Here is an 18638-nt window from a genome sequence, read left to right as displayed (position 1 = left end):
GAAAGCTGCAGGAAAAGATGCAAAGAGAGTTGTGAGGAAAGCACCATGCAGATCCCCTTCAAGCGCCTGATGCTCCTGGGCGCCTTGCTTTTGGCGGGCGGCGCTCAAGCCGGCGAAACGGTCGCGGAGTTCGTCGATGTACTCGACCAGCCGGCGCCCCACAGCGCCGCTCCCTGCCATGTGCCGCTGCTGGCCGTCACCCGCGTCGACAAGCGCCTGGTGAGCGTCGGCCAGCGCGGCCACATCCTCTACTCCGATGACGGCGGCACCAGCTGGCTGCAGGCCGAGGTGCCGGTCAGCTCCGACCTCACCGCCGTGCGCTTCCCCACGCCGCAGGACGGCTGGGCGGTGGGCCACGACGGCGTGGTGCTGCACAGCGCCGACGGCGGCAAGCACTGGGAGCGCCAGCTCGACGGCCGGCAGGTCGGCCAGCTGATGCTCGACTACTACGCCGCCCACCCGCAGCCGGACAACGCCACCTGGCTGGAACAGGCCCGGCGGCTGCAGGAGGAGGGCGCCGACAAGCCGTTCCTCGACCTGTGGTTCCGCGACGCGAAGGAAGGCTTCGTGGTCGGCGCCTTCAACCTGATCCTGCACACCGGCGACGGCGGGCGCACCTGGGAGCCCTGGAACCACCGCATCGACAACCCGCAGGCACTGCACCTGACCGCCATCGCGGCCAGCGGCGATGACCTGTTCGTCGTCGGCGAGCAAGGCCTGCTGCTGCGCCTGGATTCTCATCAGGAGAGCCAGCAGCAGCGCTTCGTCGCCCTGCAGTCGCCGTATGCCGGCAGCTTCTTCGGCGTTGTCGCGCGGCCCGGCCTGGTGTTCGCCTACGGCCTGCGCGGCCATGCGATCCGCAGCCTCGACGGCGGCGAAAGCTGGACGGCCGTGGACACCGGCTTGCCGGTGAGCCTGACCGCCGCCAGCTTCGACGCCAACGGCCGGCTGTACCTGTTCAGCCAGGCCGGTCAGGGCCTGGTCAGCGACGACAGCGGCGCCAGCTTCAAGGCCCTGGACCTGGCCGAGCGCCTGCCCGTCAGCGGCGCCGTGGCCGGTCCCGGCCGCCTGCTGTTGGTCGGCGCCCGCGGCGTACGCGAGAACGCGATGCCGGTGCGCTGAGCGCACCGGTGTTTCACCCGTTCAAGAACCATAAGAACAAGAGATAGAGAGACAGCCTCATGGTCGACCTGAAACAAGGCGAGATGCCTGTAGTCCGCGAACTGCGGGACTTTGACACCCACAGCGGCAACCTGCTGGAGCGCCTGGTGTTCAACCACCGCGCGCTGTTCATCGCCCTGATCGCGCTGGTCACCCTGGTGCTGGGCTACATGGCCGTGACCCGTCTGGAGATGCGTCCGGCCTTCGAGAAGATGATCCCGCACAGCGATCCCTACATCCGCAACTACCTGGACAACCGTGCCGCGCTGCGCGGCCTGGGCAACTCGGTGCGGGTCGTGGTGGAGAACCCCGATGGCGACATCTTCGACCCGGCCTACATCGACAGCCTGCGGCAGATCAGCGACCAGTTGTTCCTCAGCCACGGCGTCGATCGCGCCTGGATGAAATCGCTGTGGTCGCCGGCGGTACGCTGGACCGAGGTCACCGAGGAAGGCTTCCAGGGCGGCCCGGTGATGCCCGACGGCTACGACGGCAAGCCCGAGTCCATCGGCCAGCTGCGCCAGAACATCGCCCGCGCCGGCATCGTCGGCAGCCTGGTGGGCAACGACTTCCGCTCCAGCATGCTGGTGGTGCCGCTGCTGGACCGCGACTCGGCCACCGGCAAGGGCATCGACTACCGCGAATTCTCCCGCGCCCTCGACGAGCTGCGGCTGAAGTACGAATACCTGGGCGACGCCCGTGCCTTCGCCTCCGGCGAGGAGGGCAAGGGTCCGGTGCGCCTGCACGTGATCGGCTTCGCCAAGCTGGTGGGCGACCTGATCGACGGCCTGGTGCGGGTGATGCTGTTCTTCGGCCTGGCGGTGGTCACCGCCTTCGTCATCATCTTCTTCTACACCCGCTGCCTGCGCAGCAGCCTGCTGGTGATCGGCTGTTCGCTGCTGGCGGTGGTCTGGCAGCTCGGCCTGGTGGCCTGGCTGGGCTATGCGCTGGACCCGTATTCGATCCTCGTGCCGTTCCTGATCTTCGCCATCGGCGTGTCCCACGCCACCCAGAAGATGAACGGCATCATGCAGGACATCGGCCGCGGCACCCATAAACAGGTGGCCGCGCGCAACACCTTCCGTCGCCTGTTCCTCGCCGGCGTCACTGCGCTGCTGTCGGATGCGGTGGGCTTCGCCGTGCTGATGCTGATCGACATCCCGGTGATCCAGGACCTGGCCATCGCCGCCAGCATCGGCGTGGCGGTGCTGATCTTCACTTCGCTGCTGATGATGCCGGTGGCGCTGTCCTACGTCGGCGTCAGCCCAAAGGCTGCCGCACGTGCCCTGCGCGAAGATCGCCAGGTGGACCAGCACGTCGGCCTGGGCAAGCTGTGGGACCTGCTGGACCGGTTCACTCAGCGCCGCTGGGCGAGTGTGACCCTGATCATCGCCGCGCTGCTGGGCGCTGGCGGCCTGCTGGTCAGCCAGCACCTGCAGATCGGCGACCTGGACGCCGGCGCCCCGGAGCTGCGTGCCGACTCGCGCTACAACCGCGACAACGCCTACATCACCAGCCATTACGCGCTCTCCAGTGACCTGTTCGCGGTGATGGTGAAGACCGCGCCGGAAGGCTGCCTGAACTACCGCACGCTGATCCTCGCCGACCGCCTGGGCTGGGCGCTGCAACAGCACGAAGGCGTGCAGGCGACCACCTCGCTGGTCAACGCGGTACGCCAGATCACCGCCGGCACCTACGAGGGCAACCCCAAGTTCGCCAGCCTGCAGCGCAACCAGGACGTGCTCAACTACGCCGCCCAGCAGGCCTCGGTGAACACCCCGGAGCTGTTCAACACCGAATGTTCGCTGATGCCGGTGATCGCCTTCCTCAAGGACCACAAGGCGCAGACCCTGGATGAAGTGGCCGGCATCGCCGAGAACTTCGCTCGCGCCAACAGCACCCCGGACCGCCAGTTCCTCCTCGCCGCCGGCAGCGCCGGGATCGAGGCGGCGACCAACCGCGTGGTGCGCGAGGCCAATCACCGCATGCTGTTCTACGTCTATGCGGCCGTGGGCATCTTCTGCCTGATCACCTTCCGCAGCTGGCGCGCGACCCTGGTGGCGCTGTTGCCGCTGGTACTCACCTCGATCCTCTGCGAGGCGCTGATGGTGATGATGGGCATCGGCGTGAAGGTCGCCACGCTGCCGGTGATCGCGCTGGGCGTGGGGATCGGGGTGGACTACGCGCTGTATCTGTTGAGCGTGCAGCTGCAGATGCAGCGGGCCGGCTTGCCGCTGTCGGTGGCCTACCAGCAGGCCGTGGCCTTCACCGGCAAGGTGGTGGCACTGGTCGGCGTGACCCTGGCGGCGGGCGTGATCACCTGGGCCTGGTCGCCGATCAAGTTCCAGGCGGACATGGGCATCCTGCTGACCTTCATGTTCCTCTGGAACATGCTCGGGGCGCTGATCCTGATTCCGGCGTTGTCGCACTTCCTCCTCGGCGGCAGGAAAGTCTGAGCCGCCGATGAGTCGATCGCGGACGGAGTCCGCTCCTACCCAGGTCCTCGCATCTGCGTAGGAGCGGACTCCGTCCGCGATCGGGTGCATGGCGCAGAGGACTCACCCATTTCAATCAAACGCCGGAATCGCCTCCAGCTCGTGCAGCAGCCAGTCGGCGAACTCCCGCGCCAGGGCCTGGTTGCCGTGGGGCGGGATGATCAGGAAGTAGGGGTGGGGCGCCGGGAAGTCGATGTCGAACAGGCGCACCAGCCGGCCTTCCGCCAACTCCTCGCCGGCCAGGATATGGTCGCTGATGGTCACGCCGCCGCCGGCCAGCGCGGCGCGGATGGTCAGGTAGGCGTCAGGCAGGAAGACGTTCTGCCGCGCCTGCAGGCCGGGTACGCCGGCAGCGAGGAAGTAGCGGCTCCAGTCGAAGCCGTCGTCCTCGTGCAATAGCACCTGGCGCGCCAGGTCGCGGGGTTTGCGCAGGTGTTCCTGGGTGTTGAGCAGGCGCGGGCTGCACACCGGGAAGTAGCGGATGTCGCCCAGCGCGGCGAAGCGCTGGCCTTCGATGTGCGTCTCGCCGAAGGAAATCACCATGTCCACCTGGCCCAGGTCGCTGCTCATCGGCAGCAGGTGCAGGGCGACTTCCTGGTAGTTGCGCAGGAATTTCTCCAGCAACGACGACACCCGCGCCAGCAGCGCCGGGGCACAGGCGATGCGCAGTTCGCCGGCGGGTTCCTCGCTGGGCAGGGCGCGGCGGATGTCGCGCAACTGGTCGAAGGCGCTGCTGATCTGCTGGCTCAGCTGGCGCCCGGCGGCGGTCAGTTTCACGCCCTTGCCCTGGCGCTCCACCAGCGCCATGCCCAGCTCTTCTTCCAGCTTCTTCACCTGGTGGCTGACCGCCCCGTGGGTGACGTGCAGCTCCAGCGCCGCACGGCTGATGCTGCCCTGGCGGACCAGCGCCTCGAAAGCGCGCAGGGCGATGAGGGAGGGCATTCGGAACGCACTGTTCTGACGCATGGAAGACCTTTATGTGTGAATTTGACTAACGATTCAGGCGGAAATCTATTGAATTGTCGTTAGTTAAATTTGCACAGAAGATGGCCTCAAGCCAATACAAAAAAAAGCACCAAGCCAACACCGATCAACAAGAAAAACGGCTGGAGACCCGCCATGCAGCATTTCGTCGACTTGCTCGGCCTGGGCAAGCGCTACGGCAACCTGCAGGTCCTGAGCGACCTCAGCCTGAGCATTCGCCAGGGCGAATTCCTCACGCTGCTCGGCCCATCGGGCTCGGGCAAGAGCACCACGCTGATGATGCTCGCCGGCTTCGTCGAGCCCAGCGAAGGGCATATCGAGATGGACGGCCGCGACATCACCCAGCTGTCGCCGGACCAGCGCGATTTCGGCGTGGTGTTCCAGGGCTACGCGCTGTTCCCGCACATGAGCGTGGCGCAGAACGTCGCCTACCCGCTGCGCATCCGCAAGGTGCCGGGCGCGGAGATCGAGCGCCGGGTGGCCGAGGTGCTGGAGCGCGTCGGCCTGGCCGGTATGGGCAATCGCGGCATCGCCCAGCTGTCCGGCGGCCAGCAGCAGCGCGTGGCGCTGGCCCGTGCATTGGTGTTCAAACCCAAGCTGTTGCTGCTCGACGAACCGCTGTCCGCCCTTGACCGCCGCCTGCGCCAGGAAATGCAGGGCGAGCTGGCGCGCATGCACAAGGACTTCGGCACCACCTTCGTCTTCGTCACCCACGACCAGGAAGAAGCCCTGGCGCTGTCCGACCGCATCGCCGTGTTCAACAAGGGCCGCCTGGAACAGGTCGGCACGCCGCGCGAAGTCTATGAGCGCCCGGCCAGCCGCTTCGTCGCCAACTTCCTCGGCGACACCAACCTGCTGGAGGTTGGCGTGGTACGACGCGAAGCCGAGGCCACGCTCTGCGACTTCCGTGGCCAGCACCTGCGCGTGGCTCATTCGGCCCAGGCGAGCCAGGGCGGCAAGAGCTGGCTGGCGGTGCGCCCGGAGCATATCGACCTGCGCCCGCTACAGGATGCTGGCCGCGACAACGGCCTGTGCGCCACCGTCGGCAACGCCACGTACCAGGGTGCCCACGTCAACCTCGAACTGACCCTGGAGCAGGGCGAGCGCCTCGACCTGCGCCTGCCGGTCGCGCACCCGCTGCTGGCCGATCTGCGCAGCGGCCAGCGCTACTGGTGCAGCTGGTCGCCGCAGCACTGCCACCTGTTGTCCGCCTGACATTCGCATAACGAAAACAACGATCGGGGAGCAATCACAATGAAAGAACGCCAAGGCTTCATCGAAGACGCCATCGAAATCGCCGCCCAGAAGGGCGAGCGCGCCGGCATCAGCCGCCGCGATTTCAACCGCAGCCTGCTGCTGCTCGCCGCCGCCAGCGCCTTGCCGTTCGGCACCGGTGGCCGCGCCTTCGCTGCCGGCGGCAACCTGGTGGTGGCCAACTGGGGCGGCGATGCGGTACCGGCCTTCGAGAAGAGCTTCGGCGGCTTCAACGAGGTGGCCGGGCTGGCGCTGAAGATCGATGGCAGCGGCCCCACCGAGGGCGCGCTGAAAACCCAGGTCAGCAGCGGCGCGGTGCGCTGGGACGTGTGCGACGGCGAGATGTATTCGTCCTACCGCCTGGGCAAGGACAAGTTCCTCGCGCCCATCGACTTCGGCATCGTCGACAAGTCGCTGATCGGCTACGGCGACGTGCATGATTTCGGCCTCGCCAACTACACCTACAGCTACGTGATCGGCTACGACCACGAGCAGTTCGGCAAGAACCCGCCCAAGTCCTGGGCCGACTTCTGGGACGTGAAGAAGTACCCGGGCAAACGCACCCTCTACAAATGGATGAGCGCCAACCTCGAATGCGCGCTGCTGGCCGACGGCGTGCCGCCGGAGCAGCTCTACCCGCTGGACGTGGACCGCGCCCTGCGCAAGATCGAGGAGTTGCTGCCGCACATCGCCACCCACTGGTCCACCGGAGCCGAGTCGCAGCAGCTGATCCGCGATGGCGAAGTGAGCATGGCGCAGATGTGGCACACCCGCGCCGAGCTGGTGAAGAACGACACCGGCGGCAAGATCGACTGGAGCTTCGACGGCGGCATCGTCTCGCCCTCGGTGTGGATGGTGCCCAAGGGCAACCCGGCCGGCGCCAAGGCCGCCATGGAGTTCATCGCCTACGCGCTGCGGCCGGACGTGCAGGCCAAGCTCATGGAGGTCTACAACATGGGCCCGGTGAATCTTGCGGCCAACGACCTGCTCAGCGCCCAGTTGCAGGCGATCAACCCCACCGCGCCGGACAACCTGAAGAAGCAGGTGTCGCTGAACAACAAGTGGCACGCGGAACACTACGGTGAAACCCTGGAGCGCTACCTCGCGCTGATCGGTGGCTGAGATGCGACGTTTCGCACCGGGCGTGCTGCCGGTCTACGGCCTGCTGATCCTGCCTCTGCCGCTGCTGGTGATCGTCGGCTACCTGCTGCCGACCCTCGGCGTGCTGGGCTGGAGCTTCAGCCTGCCGGAGTGGGGCACGCAGAACTACGCGGCGATCGCCGACAACGCCAACCTGCAGGCAGTGATCTGGCGCACCTTGCGCATCTGCCTGCTGACCACCGCGATCAGCGTGGCCATCGCCTACCTGATCGCCTACCGCTGGCGTTTCGCGACGCCGCGCGGCCGGCAATTGATCGAGCTCTTCGTGCTGCTGCCGTTCTGGCTGTCGATGCTGATCCGCGCCTTCGCCTGGCTGGTGTTGCTGCGCAACGGTGGGCTGGTCAGCCAGGGGCTGATGGCCACCGGCTGGTTCGACGCGCCGCCGCCGCTGGTGCGCAACGAACTGGGCGCGCTGATCGGCATGGTGCACTTCATGGTGCCCTATGCGGTGCTGCCGCTGCTGTCGTCGCTCAAGCAGGTGGACGACAGCCTGCTGCGCGCATCCAGCAGCCTGGGCGCCAGCCACTGGCAGACGCTGAAGGACATCTTCATCCCGCTGACGCTGCCGGGCGTGGTCGCCGCATCGGCCATCGTCTTCGTCTTCAGCCTCGGCTGCTTCGTCACCCCGGCGCTGCTGGGCGGCGGCAAGGCGGCGATGCTCGCGGAGTACATCTACGTGCAGATGTTCCAGCTCTCCAACTGGGGCCTGGGCGCCGCGCTGAGCATCGTGCTGATGCTGCTGGTGGTCGGTTGCGCGCTGCTGTTCGGACAACTCATCGGCTACCGCCGCCTGCTCGGGAGGGCTGAGCTGTGACTCCGCAGGGAACCTATCTCTCCGCCATGCCCAAGGGCGTGAAAAAGCCGCAACTGCCACGCCCGCAGGTCGGCCGCTGGCTGTCCTGGGCCGCCCTGGCGCTGTCCGCGCTGTTCCTGCTGCTGCCGATCCTGGTGATCGTCCCGCTGTCGTTCGGCAACCAGCGCTACCTGGCCTTCCCGGACGGCGGCTGGTCGCTGCGCCACTATGCGACGCTGTTCGACGGCGCCTGGCTGGTGTCGATTCTGCAGAGCCTGGGCCTGGCCCTCGTGGTCGGCGCGCTGGCCACGGCGCTGGCCTTCCTGTTCGCCACCGGCATCTGGCTGCAGCGCCGGCACCGCACCCTGCTGACCGCCATCGTGCTGCTGCCGATGATCGTGCCGCAGGTGGTCTCGGCCATGTCGATCTACTACCTCGACGCGCGCCTGGGCGTGCTCGACAGCCTGCTGGGCGTCGGTTTCGGCCACCTGCTGATGGCGCTGCCGTACTCGGTGATCGCCCTGCTGGTGGCCTACGCGCGGCTCGACCAGAGCCTGTACAAGGCCTCGCGCTCCCTCGGTGCCGGGCTCTGGCCGACGCTGTGGAACGTGCTGCTGCCCAATGTGCGCGGCGGCGTGCTCGGCAGCTTCTTCATGGGCTTCGTGATGAGCTGGGAAGAGGTGGTGGTGACCCTGTTCACCAGCGGCCTGAACGTGGTGACGCTGCCCAAGCGCATCTGGGACGGCCTGCGCTACAACCTCGACCCGGCGATTGCCGCCGTGTCCACCCTGATGATCGTCCTCACCCTGGTGGTGATGCTGGTGCGCCTGTACCTGGCGCGACAGCAACCACCCAGCTGACGGTTTCAACCCCGCATACGGCCGCCCGATGGCGGCCCCAAACAACAACACCTGTGTCGCTTGCACCTTGTCCCTGAGGAGGGAGTCCCCATGCTTACTGCTTTCCCCGCTCGCACCTACCGTCAACGCGTCGAAGCCGTCAAACGCCGCATGGCCGACCGTGGCCTGGACGCCCTGGTGGTCAACTACCCGGACAACATCAACTACCTGAGCGGCTTCGACAGCCTGGGCTTCCTCTGGTACCAGGCGCTGATCATCTCGCCGAAGCTGGCCGAGCCGGTGTTCCTCACCCGCACCAGCGAAGAGCCCTGCACCTGGGAGCTGTCGTGCATCAACGAGGCGATCTTCTATGACATCGCCAAGCAGGACCCGCTGAAGATCGTCGCCGACGTGCTGGCCCAGGCGGGCCTGTCCCAGGCGCGCATCGGCCTGGAAATGACCGCCTCGACTTTCTCTCCGGCGCAGTACAACGCGCTGCTGGGCTACATGCCCGAGGCTCGCTTCGAGGACGCCGGCCCCCTGGTCGCCGAGAACCGCCTGATCAAGACCGCCGAGGAAATCGAGTACCAGCGCAGCGCCGCGCGCATGGCCGACCAGGGCATGCTGGCCGCCTTCGAGGCGCTGCGTCCGGGCATCTCCGAGGTGGAAGTGGCCGGCATCGTCGCCAACGCCCTGGGCCGCGCCGGCAGCGAGTACTCGGCGATCAGCCCGATGTGCGCCACCGGCCGCCGCAGCACCATGACCCACGCCATGCCGCACCGCCAGACCATCAGCCATGGCGACGTGGTAATCCTCGAACACGCCGGCGTGTGCAACCGCTACCACGCCATCCTCATGCGCACCGCAGTGATCGGCAAACCCAGCCCGCGCGTGAAGGAAGTCGCGACCCTGCTCACCGAGGCCTTCAACGCCGCCATCGAGATCGCCAAGCCGGGCACCCCGGTGGGCGAGGCCAACCGCGTGTGCAACCAGATCCTCGACCGCATCGACCTCTCGCGCACCCGCGTGCACCGCATCGGCTACAGCCTGGGCCTGGCGTACCCGCCGACCTGGCTGGAAGCGATGATGGTGGACGAGGCCGACGACCACGTGTTCCAGCCGAACATGTCGTTCTCCATCGAGCCCAACCTGTCCTTGTACAACGAAGGCTTCGGCATCAAGCTCGGCGACACCGTGCTGTGCGGCGAGAAGGGTTCGGCGAGCCTGTCGGAGCTGCCGCCCGAGCTGACGATCATCGACTGATACGGGCTCGCCTTCAGCCGTATAACGTCGTTGGGCGGCCCCGCCGTGCTGGAAGCACTGTCTTCGGCCGCCCGCCTGGTTCTCCGGCTGAATGCAAACCCGTATGGATTTAGTTGAAGCGTGTCTGCGCCTGCGCGCGCAGTGAAGTAAACCGAGGGCTTCTGATGAGTCACACGATGGATGTTTTCTGGCACGACGACGTGCTGCGCCACGACACCGCCGCCGGCGTGTTCGAGGCGCCGCCCAGCGACCTGCTGGCCGAACAGCTGCTGCACCCGGAGAGCAATCCCCGGCTGCTCAACATGCGTGCCATCCTCCAGCGCGGGCCGGTCGCCAGCTCGTTGCGCTGGCACGAAGGCCGCCACGCCAGCGAAGAAGATCTGCTGAGCTTCCACGATGCCGACTACCTGCGCGGCATCTTCGCGGCGGACGCCGCCGGCAAGCGTTTCAGCAGCACCACGCTGATGTCCGCCGGCAGCCTCGCCGGGTTGCTGGCCGCGGCCGGCACCAGCCTGGCGGCGCTGGAAAGCGTATTGGCCAGCGGCCATCCGGCCATGGCCCTGGTGCGCCCGCCGGGTCACCACGCCGCGCCGGCCATGGCCGACGGCTACTGCTTCTTCAACCACGCCGGGGTCGCCGCACGCGCGGCCCAGGCGGCCGGCCTGGAACGCGTCGCCATCGTCGACTGGGACGTACACCACGGCAACGGCACGCAGGAAGGCTTCTACGACGATCCCTCGGTGTTCACCGTGTCGCTGCACATGGACCACGGCGCCTGGGGCCCGAGCCACCCGCAGACCGGCGCTGTGGACGAACGCGGCTATGGCGCCGGGCTGGGCAGCAACCTCAACCTGCCGCTGCCGATGGGCTCGGGCGACCAGCTCTACGAGATGGTCTTCAGCCGCTTCGTCGAGCCGGCGCTGCGCGCCTTCAAGCCGGACCTGCTGATCATCGCCAACGGCCTGGACGCCTCGCAGTTCGACCCCAACGGCCGCCAACTGGTGACCATGCAGGGCTTCAACCGCCTCGCCCGCCGTGCCCGTGCGCTGGCCGACGAGTTGTGCGATGGGCGGCTGCTGGTGGTGCAGGAGGGCGGCTACAACCCGGCGTACAGCGCGTACTGCCTGCACGCGGCGACCGAAGGCTTCCTTGGCCTGCCGTCCTCGCTACCCGATCCGCTGGCCTACATGCCGGAACCGGCAGCGCGGGCGGAGGCCGACCTCGCCGCGCTGGATGCGCGACTGGCGGTGGCGGGGTGGAAGTTCGGCTGAGCGGTAGGGCGCAGGGGTGGGCCTGGCGTAGGAGCGGACTTCGTCCGCGATCGATTCATCACCGCTCCGGCAGGCCATGGCGCGCGGGCAAACCCATCGCGGACGGAGTCCGCTCCTACGCCCGCCGCGCCCGCTTTTGCAAACGTGGGACGGATTAACCGTTCGGATGGGCCGCCCTACGGATGATTGCGATAGCGCTCGGTCAGGGACTGCACGCGGGCGACGTAGGTTTGTGTCTCGGCGTAGGGCGGTATCCCGTTGTACTTGTCGACCGTCATTTCACCCGCGTTGTAACTGGCCAGCGCTAACCTCTGGTTGCCGTTGAAGCGCTTGAGCAGCCACGCCAGGTAGCGCACGCCACCACGGATGTTCTGCCGTGCATCGAACGGATCGCTGACGTTGAAGCGCTCGGCGGTGTCGGGCATCAGCTGCATCAGGCCCTGGGCGCCGGCAATGGAAATGGCGTTGGGCTGGAAGGCCGATTCGGCATGGATCACCGCGCGCACCAGCGCCCGGTCGACGCCATAGCGCACCGATGCAGCCTCGATTTCCCGACGATAGGAGCGGGTGTCCAGGCGCAGTGTGGCGACGTTGAAATCCTTTGGCGCCATGCACAGGTAGCAGCCCTTGATGTAATACACATCGATCACATCGACCCGCGCTGAAATGCCGACGGGGCGGCGGCTCACATACTGGCGAACGCCCTTGTGGACGAAGGTGTAGACCCGAACCCGCCCTGCACCTGGCTCGTCCCTGCGTGCTGACGCTGGCGCGGCCTTTGACCGGGCGCCGGCAGTCGTGCCCGCCTTGCCGGTCTGAGCCACTTTGCCGCCTTGAGGAACGCAGTGGGCGCCGGCAACGGCGTGGCTGGTGTGGCTGACGGTCCCGTCGTGGGCCTGGCATCTGAACAGGGCGTTGGCGTAAAGCGGCGCGACCAGCAATGCCAGTCCGATGCAGCCAGGAAGGCTCCTGCGAGCCCATCGCCAGGTTCTGGAACTCATCAAACCGCTCCGCGCCGCGGGCGCCGATCAGGCTGGGGCGCCTGATCCGGGCAAATGGGGAATGCCAATAGGGGCGGCTGTTGCAGGGTTTATCCCGGGCAGCTCGCCGTTTCGGTTCGCTAGTTATAGCCCTTTCCACCTGCAGCGGAGTTTGTGCAGACGTACGGCCTGCCGGTACTGCGGAAGGCGGAACAGATCGAGGTGTTTGACGGCAGCCATTTAGTAGGAGCGGACTCTGTCCGCGATGGAATCCCCCCGGCTCCCGGGTCGACCAGAGTGGCGGTGAGTCGATCGCGGACGGAGCCCGCTCCTACGGCGCTTGCCAAGCGGCTGTAGGACCGAGGGGGACGCCTAGTCCTTGCTCGCGAACCTATGCAGCAGCGATTCAACCGAGAATGAAATACACCTTGCGCACCGGCGTGAGGTTTTCCCAGGTGCCCTTGAAGCCCGCTGCCACGACGAAGGAATCCCCCGGGCCGAAGGTCTTCGCCACGCCGTCGGCGTCGGTCAGGCGCACGGTGCCCTCGAGGATGTGGCACAGCTCGTCGTAGTCGCACTCGCAGCGTTCCAGGTGCACGCCGGCTTCCCAGATGCCGGCGATGGCGTTCTTTTCCGGGGCGCTGAAGTGCCGCCAGCTGCGGCTCTGGTAGGGCGCATCGACGATGGCCGGGTCGTTGATCTCGCGCTCCTGCGGGGCGAGGTCGGGGTTGGCGAAGTCGATGACGTGGCGGGGCAGGGTGGACATGAAGTTCTCCATCAGGAATCGAAACCGACGCCGAAGGCATCGAAGGTCTTGAGCAGCAGGTCGCGGCGACCGGTGCGGTCTTCCTTGGCCAGCGAGCGTTGCGCCAGGCGCACGCCGAGGTAGCGCAGCGGCTCGGGCGGGAAGGGGAAGGGTTTTTGCGAGGTCATGCGCAGCCGGGTGCGTTCAGTGCTTTCGCCGCCCAGCTGGTCGAGCATGTTCAGCGCCGCGAAGCGGCTGGCCGCCACGCCCTGGCCGGTGAAGCCCAGCGCATAGGCGACGCGGCCGTTGAGCACGCAGCCGGTGAACAGCGTGGTGCGCGCCGAGGTGTCGATGATGCCGCCCCAGGCATGGCTGAACTCGACCGGGCCGAGCTGCGGGAAGGCCTCGCGGAACTGCCCGGCCAGGCGCTCGAAGCTTTCCGGGCGCTGGGTCAGGGCTTCGTCGCGGCGGCTGCCGAAGTGGTAGATGGCGTCGAACCCGGCCCAGAGGATGCGGTTGTCGGCGGTCTTGCGCAGGTAATGGAACTGGTTGCCGGCATCGGCGATGCCGTAGTGGTCGACCCAGCCGATGGCGCGCAGCTGGTCGTCGGTGAGCGGCTGGGTGACCAGCGAATAGTCGTACACCGGGATCACGCTGGAATTCAGGTGGCCGAGCAGCGGCGGTGCGATGTTGGTCGCCAGGGCGATCTGCCCGGCCTCCAGCTCGCCACGGTCGCAGCGCAGCATCAGGCGATCGCCGCGCTGGTGCAGCTCGTGCACCGGGGTGTTCTCGAACAGCTCGACGCCCTGCTCCAGGCAGACCCGGCGCAGCTCGGCGGCCATTTTTGCCGGGTTGAGCAGCGCATAGTTGGGCTCGAACACGCCGGCCTGGTAGGCGGGTGAGTCCAGTTTGTCGGCCAGTTGCGCCTTGTCGAGGAACTCCGAGGCGATGCCAAAACGTTCGTAGTTGCGCTGCATGCTGCGCAGGCCGTCGACCTGCCAGGGTTGGGCGGCGACGCTGAGCTTGCCGCGGCGCTCGAACTCCACGTTCATGCTGAAGCGCTTCAGGTCTGCCTCGAACTCATCGAGGTTCTGACGACCCAGACGTACAAGAGTCTCGGCTTCTTCCGGCCAGCGGCGCAGGGCATTGCCTACGCCGTGGGAAATGCTCGGTGCGCAGAAGCCACCATTGCGCCCGCTGGCCTCGCCACCGCAGCGACGCGCCTCGACCACCGCGATGCTCGCGCCGGGCCAGCGCAGCCGGGCGTGCAGGGCGGTCCAGAGACCGGTGAAGCCGCCGCCGACCACCACCAGGTCGAAGCGGCGATCCGCTTCCAGCGCCGGTGTGGCGGGAGCAGGGTCGAGGGTATCGAGCCAGAAAGGTCGGGGAATGGCGTGCGCAAGAAGGGCGGATGTCATCGGAAAACTCCGGCAGAATGTCGGAAGAAAAAGCGGTCTTCGGGCCGCGTCGAGATTTTGTAATCGTTCCGGGGTGCCCAGGCATACGGCTTGCCGCTCTTTGCGGGCACGCCCGGAGCAGGAAAGGCCGGCCGAGACCGGCAGGGGAACGCAATGATCGAAGAACAGGGCTGGAGCACCTCGCTCGAAGGTACGACTCACCAGCCCGACCCGGCCAGCGCCGCTACTCACGCCGTGGTGATGCGCTATCACCAGGCCTGGCGCCGACATGACATCGAGGCGCTGATGGCGCTGTTCGACCCGCAGGTGGAGTACAACGATTTCTTCCAGGGGCGTCGGATCGCGCCGAGCGAACTGCGCGAGTACCTGCAGACCAGCATGCCGGCCGCGGGGGATGAATCGCAGGTCTACACCGATCGCCTGCGGGTGGACGGCGACACGGCCTTCCTGCAGTACCAGGTGACCCTGCGCGGCACGCAGGGGCTGGTCTCCTTCCGCACCACCGAGGCCTATACCGTGCGCGATGGCCGGATCATCCGGGTCAACGAGCACGCCGCGTTGATCGGCCAGCCGCAGAAGGCGGCCAGTGAGCCGCAACCGCGCATGGCCGATAGCCGGCTGGGGCTTTCAGCGCGGCAGCTCAGCCAGTTGGGCGGTGATATCCAGCAGTATTTCCAGCAGACCCGGCCGTTCCTCAATCCCGACCTGGACATGCCCCAGGTCGCGGCGGCCACCGGCTACACGCGCAACCAGATTTCCTACTTCCTCAACCAGGTGCTGGGCCTGAGCTTCTACCAGTACCTGAACCAGTTGCGCCTGCGCCACCTGCTCGGCCAGCTCGACGGCGCCACCAGCGTCACGCGCATCGATGAACTGGCGCGGGCCGCAGGATTCCGTTCGCTGTCGACCTTCTACCGCTGCTTCCGCGAAGAGACGGGGCTGTCGCCCAAGGCCTATCTGGAACAACAGCGGACGTGACGTTCGTGTAGGAGCGGGCTCCGTCCGCGATGGTCTGGAGCCGCTTCAAGTCATCGCGGATGAATCCGCTCCTACGGGAGTGGTCCTGATATCGCAGCGCGGCCGATTACCTTGCTGCCGCTCCGCGCGTGCCCGCATGCAGGGCGAGCGCGTTATCAACCCCGTGCTCATTTCCCTATGCTCGGCCGACAAGCATTCCAACAAGCTCAGGAGACCTTCGCATGCGCGACCAGCTCTATATCGATGGCCAGTGGCAGGCGCCCGCACAGGGCGGCCGCTTCGAGGTTTACGAACCGTCCAGCGAAGCGGTGCTGACCGAGGTCGCCGCCGCTACCGGTGAGGACGTGGATCGCGCCGTGCAGTCTGCGCGTCGGGCTTTCGATGAAGGCGAATGGGGCCGGAGCACCGGCAAGGAGCGCGCCGGCTACCTGCGTGCCATCGCCGACAACCTGCGTGGCCGCCGCGAAGACCTGGCCCGCCTGGAAGTCCAGGACAACGGCAAGCCGCTGCCCGAAGCGCAGTGGGATATCGACGACGCCATCGGCTGCTTCGACTACTACGCCGAGCTGGCCGAAGGGCTGAACGGCGAGGGCGAAGTGGTCGCGCTGCCGGACGAGCGCTTTGCCTGCCGGGTGCTGCGCGAGCCAGTCGGCGTGGCGGGGCAGATCATCCCGTGGAACTACCCGCTGCTGATGGCGTCGTGGAAAGTCGCTCCGGCGCTGGCTGCCGGTTGCACCGCCGTGCTCAAGCCTTCGGAACTGACTCCGCTGACGTCCCTGGAGCTGGCCGCTGCCGCTGATGCCGTGGGCCTGCCCAAGGGCGTGCTCAACGTGGTCACCGGCCTGGGCCGCGACGCCGGTTCGCCGCTCTCGGCGCATCCGGGCGTGGACAAGCTGGCCTTCACCGGCAGCGTGCCGACCGGGCGCGCGATCATGCAGGCGGCGGCCCAGGACATCAAGAACGTCAGCCTGGAGCTGGGCGGCAAGTCGGCCTTCATCGTCTTCGATGACGCGGATGTCGAAGCGGCGGTGGAGTGGATTCTCTTCGGCATCTTCTGGAACCAGGGCCAGGTTTGCAGCGCCACCTCGCGCCTGCTGGTGCAGGACGGCCTGCATGACCGGCTGATCGAACGCCTGGTGGAAGAAACCCGCCGCATCACCCTCGGCAACGGCCTGGAGCCGGGTGTACTGCTCGGCCCGCTGGTCAGCGCCGGCCAGCACGCCAAGGTGCTGCAGGCCATCGAAGCCGGCGTGCGCGATGGAGCGAAGCTGGCCACCGGCGGCAAGCGCCCGGCGCACCGCGACAAGGGCTGGTTCGTCGAGCCGACGGTGTTCATCGATGCGCCGCTGGAAAGCGCCGTGTGGCGTGAGGAAATCTTCGGTCCGGTGCTTGCCGTGCGCCGCTTCAAGGACGAAGCCGAGGCTCTGCGCCTGGCTAACGACAGCCAGTTCGGCCTGGCGGCAGCGGTAATGTCCGCCGACCCGGCGCGTTGCCAGCGCGTGAGCCGTGGCCTGCGTGCGGGCATCGTCTGGGTCAACTGCTCGCAGCCGACCTTCACCCAGGCGCCCTGGGGCGGCTACAAGCAGAGCGGCATCGGCCGTGAACTGGGCGTGTGGGGCCTGGACAACTACCTGGAGACCAAGCAGGTCACCGAGTACCTCAGCGACCAGCCGTGGGGTTGGTACATCAAGTGATGTGAAGCGCGGCGCGGCGTCGGCCGCGCCTTGCACCCCGGCCTCGACCTGTCGAATGGCCATTGTTCGCGAGCAAGCTCGCTCCTACAGGAAATACTCCGGCGCACACCTGTAGAAGCGAGCTTGCTCGCGAACCCGTCCGGCGCCGAAGTGCGAGTCGGTGCAGGAAGTCGATGGGTATCGCTGCGTTGTTCTGTCATTCGGATTGCCTGGGCATGGCCTGTCCGGGCCTCAGACGCTCAGTGCAACCCGCCCCTTGCCGCGCAGATACAGGCCGTAGACCACACCAACCGCCAGCCAGACGCTGCCCATGGTCAGTGCATGCACGTCCATGCCGTCGAGCACCGTCAGCACTACCGCGATACCAACGATGGGCACCAGCCAGTGGGCGAACCAGCGGCGGCTGCGCCCCTGGATGCCGAGCTTGACCAGTACCGACAGGTGCAGCAGGACGAAGGCGGTGAGCGCGCCGAAGTTGACGAAGGAGGCGAGGGTGTCGATCTTCTCCCGCATCACCAGCGCAATCCCCAGCGACAGCAGCGTCGACAGCACCAGCGCGACATGCGGCGTGCCGTGCCTGCGATGCAGGCGAGCGAACAGCGACGGCAATTGGCGGTCGCGGCTCATGGCGAACAGTACGCGGGACACGCCGACCTGCATCGGCAGCGCGTTGGTCAGGCCGACCATCACCGCGATCACCCAGGCAAGCACCAGCGCGAGCCAGGGGCCGATCTGCGTCGAGGTCAGCTCGTAGATGGCGGCGGAGGCATCCTTGATGGTCACGCCCGGCATCAGGTTGCCCAGCACCCAGGTGGTCACCACGAACAGTGCCGCGCAGATGAACAGCACGGTGAGGATGGCGCGCCCCACCAGCCGGCGGTCGTTGTCCTTCACCTCCTCGGCGAGGGTGGAAATGGCATCGAAACCCAGGAATGACAGCACACAGATGGAGGTCGCGGTGAACACCTTGGCGACATCGAAGGCGCCGCTGTCGAAGAACGGCGCAGCCGTCAGCGTGCCCGCGCCCTTGCCCTGGGACAGCGCGAACAGCGCCAGGCCCAGCAGGCCGAACATCGCGGTGAACTGCAGCACCACCGAGACCATGCTGACCCGCGTGGTGACGGCAACGCCGAACCAGTTGATGCCCAGCGACACCGCCACCAGCACGACCAGGCAGAGCGCGCGGTCCAGGCCGGGGACCAGGACCTGCAGGCCCACCGACATGATCAGGAACACCAGCGCAGGGATCAGCAGGTAGTCCAGCAGGATCAGCCAGCCGGCGACGAAGCCGGGCAACTCGCCCAGGCAATGGCGGGCGAAGCCGTAGACCGAGCCGGCGCTCTGCACTTCACCGGACAGCGTGGCGTAGCTCTGCGCAGTGAAGTACATGCAGATCGCCCCCAGCAGGTAGGCCAGGGCGATCAAGCCGCCTGATGCATCCCAGACGAAGCCAAAGGTGGTGAGGGGCGCCATCGGCGCGATGTAGGCCATGCCATAGGCCACCAGGTCTTTCAGGCCGAGGGTGCGCTTGAGTTGTGCTCCGCTCTGCAGGTTTGCAACGCCCATGATCAGGCTCCGATCTTGTTGTTCTTAAGGGATGCC

At 67.0% G+C, this 18638-nt stretch carries 15 protein-coding genes; 10 read left to right on the top strand and 5 right to left on the bottom strand.

Annotated features, from left to right (window positions below):
• Window positions 1-45: 45 nt before the first annotated feature.
• Both UB43_RS01490 and UB43_RS01485 read left to right on the top strand, forming a co-directional pair.
• Window positions 46-1122: a YCF48-related protein gene (locus tag UB43_RS01490; RefSeq protein ID WP_045207684.1), complete on the top strand. Its 1077-nt coding sequence runs from the start codon at window positions 46-48 to the stop codon at window positions 1120-1122.
• Window positions 1123-1181: 59 nt separating this feature from the next.
• Complete coding sequence (locus tag UB43_RS01485) at window positions 1182-3617, top strand: RND family transporter (protein WP_045207682.1); 2436 nt, start codon at window positions 1182-1184, stop codon at window positions 3615-3617.
• Between the two features lie 111 nt (window positions 3618-3728).
• Here UB43_RS01485 and UB43_RS01475 read toward each other — a convergent pair whose 3' ends face one another.
• Window positions 3729-4598 carry a LysR substrate-binding domain-containing protein gene (locus UB43_RS01475; RefSeq protein ID WP_045207678.1) on the bottom strand — a complete coding sequence of 290 codons (870 nt, stop codon included), beginning with the start codon at window positions 4596-4598 and terminating at the stop codon, window positions 3729-3731.
• 177 nt (window positions 4599-4775) lie between these two features.
• Between UB43_RS01475 and UB43_RS01470 the strand changes: the two genes are divergently transcribed.
• The 6 genes from UB43_RS01470 to UB43_RS01445 all read left to right on the top strand — a co-directional run bounded on the left by UB43_RS01470 (window position 4776) and on the right by UB43_RS01445 (window position 11221).
• A complete protein-coding gene (locus UB43_RS01470) occupies window positions 4776-5855 on the top strand; it encodes an ABC transporter ATP-binding protein (RefSeq protein ID WP_082085742.1) in 1080 nt (359 codons plus the stop codon).
• Window positions 5856-5894: 39 nt separating this feature from the next.
• Window positions 5895-7016 carry an ABC transporter substrate-binding protein gene (locus UB43_RS01465; protein WP_045207676.1) on the top strand — a complete coding sequence of 374 codons (1122 nt, stop codon included), beginning with the start codon at window positions 5895-5897 and terminating at the stop codon, window positions 7014-7016.
• Between the two features lies 1 nt (window position 7017).
• Window positions 7018-7869, top strand: coding sequence for an ABC transporter permease (locus tag UB43_RS01460; protein WP_045207674.1), 852 nt, complete (start codon window positions 7018-7020; stop codon window positions 7867-7869).
• Window positions 7866-8708 (top strand): ABC transporter permease, encoded by an 843-nt coding sequence (locus UB43_RS01455; RefSeq protein ID WP_218187686.1) that lies wholly within the window; start codon window positions 7866-7868, stop codon window positions 8706-8708. The genes UB43_RS01460 and UB43_RS01455 overlap by 4 nt, the downstream gene beginning before the upstream one ends.
• 90 nt (window positions 8709-8798) lie before the next feature.
• Window positions 8799-9950 carry a Xaa-Pro peptidase family protein gene (locus UB43_RS01450; protein ID WP_017517744.1) on the top strand — a complete coding sequence of 384 codons (1152 nt, stop codon included), beginning with the start codon at window positions 8799-8801 and terminating at the stop codon, window positions 9948-9950.
• 176 nt (window positions 9951-10126) lie between these two features.
• Window positions 10127-11221: a hypothetical protein gene (locus tag UB43_RS01445; RefSeq protein WP_052969479.1), complete on the top strand. Its 1095-nt coding sequence runs from the start codon at window positions 10127-10129 to the stop codon at window positions 11219-11221.
• Between the two features lie 176 nt (window positions 11222-11397).
• On the opposite strand, the gene UB43_RS01440 is transcribed toward UB43_RS01445, so the two are convergent.
• From UB43_RS01440 to UB43_RS01430, 3 genes are all read right to left on the bottom strand, one after another.
• On the bottom strand, window positions 11398-12222 hold the full coding sequence (locus tag UB43_RS01440) for a lytic transglycosylase domain-containing protein (protein ID WP_045207668.1): 825 nt from the start codon (window positions 12220-12222) through the stop codon (window positions 11398-11400).
• A gap of 385 nt (window positions 12223-12607) precedes the next feature.
• Window positions 12608-12967, bottom strand: coding sequence for a cupin domain-containing protein (locus tag UB43_RS01435; protein WP_045208850.1), 360 nt, complete (start codon window positions 12965-12967; stop codon window positions 12608-12610).
• An 11-nt stretch (window positions 12968-12978) separates the two neighbouring features.
• Window positions 12979-14364, bottom strand: a complete 1386-nt coding sequence (locus tag UB43_RS01430) for an FAD-binding oxidoreductase (RefSeq protein ID WP_045207666.1) — start codon at window positions 14362-14364, stop codon at window positions 12979-12981.
• 240 nt (window positions 14365-14604) lie between these two features.
• Between UB43_RS01430 and UB43_RS01425 the strand changes: the two genes are divergently transcribed.
• Both UB43_RS01425 and UB43_RS01420 read left to right on the top strand, forming a co-directional pair.
• A complete protein-coding gene (locus UB43_RS01425) occupies window positions 14605-15342 on the top strand; it encodes a nuclear transport factor 2 family protein (protein WP_045208848.1) in 738 nt (245 codons plus the stop codon).
• A gap of 221 nt (window positions 15343-15563) precedes the next feature.
• A complete protein-coding gene (locus UB43_RS01420) occupies window positions 15564-17036 on the top strand; it encodes an aldehyde dehydrogenase family protein (RefSeq protein WP_045207664.1) in 1473 nt (490 codons plus the stop codon).
• Window positions 17037-17267: 231 nt separating this feature from the next.
• On the opposite strand, the gene UB43_RS01415 is transcribed toward UB43_RS01420, so the two are convergent.
• The gene (locus tag UB43_RS01415) at window positions 17268-18602 is read right to left on the bottom strand and encodes an APC family permease (protein ID WP_045207662.1); all 1335 of its coding nucleotides are present in this window, start codon (window positions 18600-18602) and stop codon (window positions 17268-17270) included.
• Window positions 18603-18638 lie beyond the last annotated feature (36 nt).

This window comes from Pseudomonas sp. 21 (genome assembly GCF_000955805.1).
GTDB lineage: Bacteria > Pseudomonadota > Gammaproteobacteria > Pseudomonadales > Pseudomonadaceae > Pseudomonas.
The sequence above is the reverse complement of the archived record's forward strand: the minus strand, read 5'-3'. Positions and strand labels throughout refer to the sequence as shown.

What these genes read in the sequence shown, in the direction of transcription:
- UB43_RS01490 (WP_045207684.1), top strand. Translation starts at nt 46, where the DNA reads ATGCAGATCCCCTTCAAGCGCCTGATGCTCCTGGGCGCCTTGCTTTTG.
- UB43_RS01440 (WP_045207668.1), bottom strand. Translation starts at nt 12,222, where the DNA reads ATGAGTTCCAGAACCTGGCGATGGGCTCGCAGGAGCCTTCCTGGCTGC.
- UB43_RS01430 (WP_045207666.1), bottom strand. Translation starts at nt 14,364, where the DNA reads ATGACATCCGCCCTTCTTGCGCACGCCATTCCCCGACCTTTCTGGCTC.
- UB43_RS01420 (WP_045207664.1), top strand. Translation starts at nt 15,564, where the DNA reads ATGCGCGACCAGCTCTATATCGATGGCCAGTGGCAGGCGCCCGCACAG.
- UB43_RS01435 (WP_045208850.1), bottom strand. Translation starts at nt 12,967, where the DNA reads ATGTCCACCCTGCCCCGCCACGTCATCGACTTCGCCAACCCCGACCTC.
- UB43_RS01450 (WP_017517744.1), top strand. Translation starts at nt 8,799, where the DNA reads ATGCTTACTGCTTTCCCCGCTCGCACCTACCGTCAACGCGTCGAAGCC.
- UB43_RS01415 (WP_045207662.1), bottom strand. Translation starts at nt 18,602, where the DNA reads ATGGGCGTTGCAAACCTGCAGAGCGGAGCACAACTCAAGCGCACCCTC.
- UB43_RS01425 (WP_045208848.1), top strand. Translation starts at nt 14,605, where the DNA reads ATGCGCTATCACCAGGCCTGGCGCCGACATGACATCGAGGCGCTGATG.
- UB43_RS01470 (WP_082085742.1), top strand. Translation starts at nt 4,776, where the DNA reads ATGCAGCATTTCGTCGACTTGCTCGGCCTGGGCAAGCGCTACGGCAAC.
- UB43_RS01485 (WP_045207682.1), top strand. Translation starts at nt 1,182, where the DNA reads ATGGTCGACCTGAAACAAGGCGAGATGCCTGTAGTCCGCGAACTGCGG.
- UB43_RS01445 (WP_052969479.1), top strand. Translation starts at nt 10,127, where the DNA reads ATGGATGTTTTCTGGCACGACGACGTGCTGCGCCACGACACCGCCGCC.
- UB43_RS01475 (WP_045207678.1), bottom strand. Translation starts at nt 4,598, where the DNA reads ATGCCCTCCCTCATCGCCCTGCGCGCTTTCGAGGCGCTGGTCCGCCAG.
- UB43_RS01465 (WP_045207676.1), top strand. Translation starts at nt 5,895, where the DNA reads ATGAAAGAACGCCAAGGCTTCATCGAAGACGCCATCGAAATCGCCGCC.
- UB43_RS01460 (WP_045207674.1), top strand. Translation starts at nt 7,018, where the DNA reads ATGCGACGTTTCGCACCGGGCGTGCTGCCGGTCTACGGCCTGCTGATC.